The sequence below is a fragment of the Nocardioides sp. genome (genome assembly GCF_016462705.1).
In the GTDB taxonomy this organism is placed as follows: domain Bacteria; phylum Actinomycetota; class Actinomycetes; order Propionibacteriales; family Nocardioidaceae; genus Nocardioides.
Genome location: NZ_JAEMSS010000211.1, coordinates 1 through 6,371, shown reverse-complemented (window position 1 = coordinate 6,371; position 6,371 = coordinate 1). Strand labels below are relative to the sequence as shown.

Genomic DNA, 6,371 nt, shown 5'->3' with positions numbered 1-6,371 from the left:
TGGAAGAACCACCGCAACGCCTGGCGGCCGGCGCACATCCACTTCTCGCTGTTCGGCACGGAGTTCACCCAGCGGATGGTCACCCAGATGTACTTCCCCGGCGACCCGCTGTTCGCGCTGGACCCGATCTACCAGGCCATCGTGGACCCGGCCGCCCGGGCGCGGTTGGTGGCGGCGTACGACCACGACGTCACCCAGCACGAGTGGTGCACCGGCTACCGCTGGGACATCGTCCTGACCGGCTCGCACCGGACCCCGCTCGCGGAGGACGCCGAGGGGGGACCGGCATGACGCACCCGCCCACCCCCGGTCAGACCGTCGGACCGTTCTTCGGCTACGCCCTGCCGTACGCCGGCGGCGCGGAGCTGGTCCCACCGGGCCGCCCGGACGCCGTCCGGCTGCACGGCCGCGTGCTCGACGGTCGGGGTGAGGCCGTCCGGGACGCGCTCGTCGAGCTCTCGCAGGCGTCCCCCGACGGCGACGTCCCCAGCGGCGCCGGCTCGCTCCGCCGCGACGGGTTCACCTTCACCGGGTGGGGGCGGGCCGCCACCGACGACACCGGCCGCTACTCGTTCTCCACGCTCACCCCGGGCGCCCCGTTCTTCGCGCTGACGGTGTTCGCGCGGGGCCTGCTCAACCGGCTGTTCACGCGGGCATATCTCCCCGAGCACGCGGACGACGCCTTCCTGGCGACCGTCGCCGCGGACCGGCGCGGGACCCTCGTGGCGGAGCGGGACGCGTCGGGGTTCGTGTTCGACATCCGGCTCCAGGGCGAGGGCGAGACCGTGTTCCTGACCTATCCGCGCCACTGACCGCGGGTCGATGGGCGTTAGATGGGCACCGTGGGCTACTCCTTCTGGCCGGGCGACCATCGCGCCGACGAGCACTTCAGCGACGCCACCTTCCGGGAGGCGATGCTCGCGGTGGAGATGGTCTGGCTCGACGTGCTCGTCGAGGCTGGCATCGCACCGGCGGACGCGCGCACGGACCTCTCCGGCATGGTCGAGGACTTCCACGAGGAGTGGCTGGTCGAGGAGACCGAAGCCGGCGGCAACCCGGCGGGGGCCCTGGTCGGCCTGCTGCGCAGCTCGCTCGAGGACGACCGGCCGACAGCCGCGGCGTGGCTGCACCGGGGGCTGACCAGCCAGGACGTGGTCGACACCGCGCTGATGCTGATGGCGCAGGACGCGGTGGCCCAGCTGCAGGTCGAGCTCCGCGGCCAGGCGGAGCGCCTGGCTGCCCTGGCCACCGCCCACCGCGGGACCCCGATGGTCGCCCGCACCCTGACCCAGCACGCGGTCCCGACGACGTTCGGGCTCAAGGCCGCGCAGTGGCTGGCCGGGGTCCTCGACGCGTACGACGACCTCGACCGGCTCGTGTTCCCGGTCCAGATCGGCGGCGCGGCCGGGACCCATGCCGCGCTGGTCGAGCTCGGCGGGAGCCCCCAGGACATCGTCATGCAGGTCGCGCAGCGCCTCGACCTGGCGCCGTCGGCGCCGTGGCACACCCGGCGTACCGCGGTCACCCGGCTCGGCGACGCGCTGGTCAGGTGCACCGACGCGTTCGGCCGGGTCGCCGAGGACGTGCTCACCCTGAGCCGTCCGGAGATCGGCGAGGTCGCCGAGGGAGCGGGCGGCGGCTCCTCGACGATGCCGCAGAAGCACAACCCGGTCCTCTCCGTCCTGGTCCGCCGGACCGCGATGACCACACCGATGCTCGGTGCGACGCTGCACCTGGCCGCCGCCCAGCACAACGACGAGCGTGCCGACGGCGCCTGGCACGCCGAGTGGACGACGCTGCGCGACCTGGCGCGGCGCACCCTGGTCGCGGCGTCGCAGACCTTCGACCTGGTGGCGGACCTCCAGGTCGACCGCGGCCGGATGGCGACGACCCTGCACACGGCCCGCGAGCAGGTGGGTGCCGAGCAGTGGTCGATGGCCGAGCTCGCGGGCAAGGCCCCGTCCTTCGCCTACCTCGGCATCGCCGCCGAGCTCGTCGACTCCGTCGTCGAGCGCGCGCGGGTCACGTTCACCGACGTCCCCGTGGAGGCGGCCCCGTGAGGCCCGTGGTCACCGCTCTTCGGATGACCGGGGCGGCCCATCGCGCGGAGCTCCCGCTGCTGGTCCTCGGCCCGTCCCTCGGCACGTCCGCGGCCACGCTCTGGACGGCAGCATCCGCGGGCCTCACCGACCACTTCGACGTGCTCGCCTGGGACCTGCCGGGTCATGGCCACAACCGGTCCGTGCCCTCGGAGCCGTTCACGATGGCCGAGCTCGCGGCCGGCGTGCTCGCCGTCGTCGACGACGTCCAGGCGCACCGCGACGACCTCGGCGCTCCCGTCGCGTACGCCGGGGTCTCGGTCGGGGGCTGTGTCGGGCTCCAGCTCGTGCTGGACGCTCCCGAGCGGGTGAGTGCCGCGGTGCTGCTGTGTACCGGCGCCAGGATCGGGGACGACTCGGTGTGGGCGGACCGGATCGGTCAGGTCCGGTCCTCCGGCACCCCGGTGCTGGTCGCCGGCGCCGCCGAGCGCTGGTTCGCCCCGGGCTTCGCGGAGCGCGACCCCGGCGCCGTCTCCGGTCTGCTGCACGCCCTGCAGGACGCCGACGACCTCGGCTACGTCCGGGTCTGCGAGGCCCTGGCCGGGTTCGACGTCCGGGACCGGCTCGGGGAGATCGGCGTCCCGGTCCTGGCGGTGGCCGGCGCGGCCGACCCGGTCACCACCCCGGAGGACCTGAAGGCGATCGCGACCGGCGTACCGCGGGGCGAGTTCGTCGAGCTGCCCGACACCGCGCACCTGGCGCCGGCGGAGCAGCCCGAGCAGGTTGCGACGCTGATCAGGGCGCACGTGCTCGGCCCGGACGGCACCGACGAGGAGGACGGGATGTCACCGGGAATGAAGGTCCGGCGGGAGGTGCTCGGCGACGAGCACGTCGACCGGGCCATCGCAGGGACGACCGACCTGACCCGCGACTTCCAGGAGCTCATCACCGAGTACGCCTGGGGGAGCATCTGGACGCGGCCGGGCCTGGACTGGCGCAGCCGCTCCATCATCACCTTGACCGCGCTGGTCGCGCGTGGTCACCACGAGGAGCTCGCGATGCACCTGCGCGCGGCGGTCCGCAACGGGCTGACCGTCGAGGAGATCACGGAGGTCCTGCTGCAGACCGCGATCTACTGCGGCGTCCCGGACGCCAACTCCGCGTTCCGGGTGGCGCAGCAGGTGTTCGAGGACCGCGATGCCTAGCCGGCGCACCGGCTGACGGCGTCACCGACGACCGCCGCGAACAGGCCCGCGCCACGGGCGTCGGGATGAACACCGTCGAGCAGGTAGCGGTGGGGGTGAGCCCGGACCCGGGCGCGCCACGGCGCCAGGCAGACGTTGTCGCGCGACCTGGCAAGGGCGCGCAGTGACCGGGAGTACTCCTCCATCCGTCGCAGCACGGACGGCGGTGCCGTGCCGCGGCTGCGGTAGGTCGTGACGACGACGACCATGATCGACTCGGGGATGCTGTCGAGGACACGGCGGTAGTCCCTGCCCGTCCACGCCGGGTGGGGGTTGGTCCCCAGCGCCAGCACCATGGTGCGGGGCCGGTCCGCACGTGCGAGCTGCTGGCGGACGAGGCCGACCAGCTCCTCGACGTTGCGTCCGATCTCGGCATCGATCTCGATCCGACCGTCCAGGTCGGCCGAGAGCCGCGACCGCAGCTCCTCCGCGGCGTAGACGGTGACCGAGTCGCCGACGACCCAGACCGCCGGGCGTGGCGTCGGGCGTGGCGCCGGCGGCTCGAGGGCGCCGTCCGCCGGCGGCGTCAGGGCCGCGGCCAGGACCAGCACGCCGGCGGCGGCCTGAACCCGTAGCCGGGCCCTCATCGGCGCCTCCGGGTCAGCGACTCGACGGTGTCGTGCAGGGTGAGGAGCGACCACGGTTTGACGAGGTAGGCGTCGGCGCCGGCGCTGAGGGCCTCCCGTCGGTGCTGGTCGGAGTCCATGGCGGTGCTGAGGACGATGGGGAGCGCCGGGCTGGTCACCCGGAGCCGACGCATCACCTCCAGGCCGCCGTAGCCGGGCAGCATCCCGTCGAGGACCACCGCGTCCGGACGAAACGCCACTGCTCGCGCCACGCCCTCGGGCCCGGAGTGCGCCACGGCCACGTGCCATCCGCTCGACCGGAACCACATACTGAGGAGCTCCGCGATGCTGCGGTCGTCCTCGACCACCAGCAGCCGTGGTGGCGGGACGGCCACCCGCGACTCCTCGCCACCATCGACGGTGCTCATGGCCGAGCCCCTCCCCGGCCGGCTACGACTGCCCGGCGCCGGGTGCCGACGGAAGCTCGATCCCGCAGGCATCGAGGGCCGCCTGGACCTCCGGGTCCTGCAGGGCGACCATGCCGCCGGGTCCGCCCGACGGCATAACCTCCGGTGGGGTGCCGTCCGTGGGGAAGTCGGTGGGGACGTCGGTGGGCACGTCGGTGGGCATGTCGGTGGGCAGCACGTCGTCGAGCCCGGCAGCCGTCAGGCATTCCTGGATCGCCTCGAAGTCCACGTCGCCCGGGCCGGGCCCGCCGGACGGCGCCCCGGTGGGTGCACCGGTCGGCTCGTCGGTCCGGGCCGTCTCGGTGCCGGTGTCCCCGTCGTCGGAGCCGCAGCCGGTCAGCGTGAGGACGGCGAGCGCGGTGCCCACGGCGATGGATCGGTACATAGTCATGGTGTTCCTCTCGGTGGTGCCGGTGGTGGGGGTCGGGTCAGCGCAGGGCCACGTCCGCGGCGGTCAGCCGGCCGCCGGCCGTGGTGCCGGAGATGTCGACCAGGTCGCCCACGGCGACCTGGTCCGGGGTGAGCGAGGTCTCGCGGACCAGGTCGGAGTCGGCGGTGACCCGCACCTCGTGCCGCTCGCCGCCCAGGTCCTCGACGGTCCAGACGTCGCCGTCGATGCTCACGACGGTGCCGACGACGGCGCCGGTGTCGTCCGTGCCCTCGTTCTCGGTGTCGCCGGTCCCGTCGTCACCCGACCCGCCCGTGACCGCGCCCGGCACCTGGCCTCCGGCTGCCGGGAAGCCCTCCGGGAAGCCCTCGGCTCCGGTCGGCAGCCCGGCCGGCCCGGCAGGGGTGGCGGAGGTCTCGGCACCGAAGTGCTTCTGCACCAGGGTGCCGCCTAGGAAGCACAGGGACGCCGCGAGCAGGGTGGCGAGGACGAGACGGAGGCGCGAGCGGTGGCGGGGCGCGGCGAGCCACGCCTCGTCCAGCATGGTGTCGTCGGTGTGGTGGGTGACGGTGGTCGTCATGTGGTCCTCACTCGTAACGCAGGGCTTCGATGGGGCGCAGCGAGGCGGCCCGGTTGGCGGGGTAGAGCCCGAAGAACAGGCCGATGAGGATCGCGACGCCGAAGGCGAGGGCGACCGAGTAGGGCGCGACCACCGGGTCGACGCCCACGATGGTGAACCGCGAGCCGAACAGCCCGATCGCGACGCCGACCAGGCCGCCGAAGAGCGACAGCAGGACGGCCTCGGCGAGGAACTGCCCGACGATGTCACCCTTGCCCGCCCCGATCGCCTTGCGGATGCCGATCTCGCGGGTCCGTTCGGTGACCGTGACCAGCATGATGTTCATGACGCCGATGCCGCCCACGAGCAGGGAGATCGCCGCGACGGCGCCGAGGAGGACGGTGAACGTCTCGTTCGACGACGTCGCCGCCTCGAGGATCGAGGACGCGCTGCTGACGGTGTAGTCGCGGTCGGCCGACGTCACGTCGTGGCGTGCGTCGAGGATGGCCTCGACCTCGCCCTGGGCGGTCTCGACGGCGTCGGCGGAGGTCGCCTTGACGGAGATGGAGTCGAGCGCTCCGTACCCCGAGAGCGTGTCGCGCACCGAGGTGGCCGGGGCGACGACGCGGTCGTCCTGGTCCTGGGGACCAGTGCTGCCCTTCTCGGCGAGCACTCCCACGACCTCGAACTGGAAGCCGTTGAACGAGACCAGCTCGCCGATGGCCTCGCTGACGTCGGCTCCGACGAGCTGCTCGGCCACGGTGCGGCCCAGCAGCGCCACCCGGCGGTGCGCCGTGTAGTCGTCGTCGGTGAACCCGGCGCCGTACTGCACCTCCGAGTTGTCGATGAGCAGGTAGCTCGCCGTGGTGCCGGTGAACGTGCCGACGTCGTGCGAGGCGCCGGCGTACGTCGCCGTGACCGACTGGGCGCTGACGACCGGTGCCACTCCGAGCACGTGGGTGGCGTCGTCGCTGGTGGCGATCGCCTCGGCGTCCGCCATCGTGATCTCGGCGGCGCGGGTCGACGTCGCGGTCTCGCTGGTCGTGGTGTCGCCTCCGCCCAGGCCTGGGAACGCGCCGCCGCCGGGCGGTCCCCCGAGGACCCCGCC

General features: G+C 73.5%; 8 protein-coding genes and 2 pseudogenes. 5 read left to right on the top strand and 5 right to left on the bottom strand.

The features are described from left to right. The 5 genes and pseudogenes from JHD21_RS19495 to pcaC form a co-directional block, all read left to right on the top strand. Positions 1 to 291, top strand: a pseudogene (locus tag JHD21_RS19495) (protocatechuate 3,4-dioxygenase subunit beta); the annotation flags it as partial. Further along, positions 288 to 812 (top strand): protocatechuate 3,4-dioxygenase subunit alpha, encoded by a 525-nt coding sequence (pcaG, locus tag JHD21_RS19490; protein WP_292678628.1) that lies wholly within the window; start codon positions 288 to 290, stop codon positions 810 to 812. The pseudogene JHD21_RS19495 and the gene pcaG, both read left to right, overlap by 4 nt. A 21-nt stretch (positions 813 to 833) precedes the next feature. Further along, positions 834 to 2,060, top strand: coding sequence for a lyase family protein (locus tag JHD21_RS19485; RefSeq protein WP_292678625.1), 1,227 nt, complete (start codon positions 834 to 836; stop codon positions 2,058 to 2,060). A 23-nt stretch (positions 2,061 to 2,083) separates the two neighbouring features. After that, positions 2,084 to 2,782, top strand: a pseudogene (locus tag JHD21_RS21940) (alpha/beta hydrolase); the annotation flags it as partial. A gap of 99 nt (positions 2,783 to 2,881) precedes the next feature. Next, positions 2,882 to 3,244, top strand: a complete 363-nt coding sequence (gene pcaC / locus JHD21_RS21935) for a 4-carboxymuconolactone decarboxylase (RefSeq protein WP_365696366.1) — start codon at positions 2,882 to 2,884, stop codon at positions 3,242 to 3,244. On the opposite strand, the gene JHD21_RS19475 is transcribed toward pcaC, so the two are convergent. The 5 genes from JHD21_RS19475 to JHD21_RS19455 all read right to left on the bottom strand — a co-directional run. Next, on the bottom strand, positions 3,241 to 3,870 hold the full coding sequence (locus tag JHD21_RS19475) for a hypothetical protein (RefSeq protein ID WP_292678620.1): 630 nt from the start codon (positions 3,868 to 3,870) through the stop codon (positions 3,241 to 3,243). The two genes, pcaC and JHD21_RS19475, sit on opposite strands and share 4 nt — an antisense overlap. Next, a complete protein-coding gene (locus JHD21_RS19470; protein WP_292678617.1) occupies positions 3,867 to 4,277 on the bottom strand; it encodes a response regulator in 411 nt (136 codons plus the stop codon). Before JHD21_RS19470 ends, JHD21_RS19475 begins: the two co-directional genes overlap by 4 nt. 22 nt (positions 4,278 to 4,299) lie before the next feature. After that, complete coding sequence (locus JHD21_RS19465) at positions 4,300 to 4,707, bottom strand: hypothetical protein (protein WP_292678614.1); 408 nt, start codon at positions 4,705 to 4,707, stop codon at positions 4,300 to 4,302. Between the two features lie 37 nt (positions 4,708 to 4,744). Then, positions 4,745 to 5,284 carry a hypothetical protein gene (locus tag JHD21_RS19460; RefSeq protein WP_292678611.1) on the bottom strand — a complete coding sequence of 180 codons (540 nt, stop codon included), beginning with the start codon at positions 5,282 to 5,284 and terminating at the stop codon, positions 4,745 to 4,747. Between the two features lie 7 nt (positions 5,285 to 5,291). Continuing rightward, positions 5,292 to 6,371: ABC transporter permease (locus JHD21_RS19455; RefSeq protein ID WP_292678608.1), on the bottom strand; the 1,080-nt coding region annotated here is incomplete at its 5' end.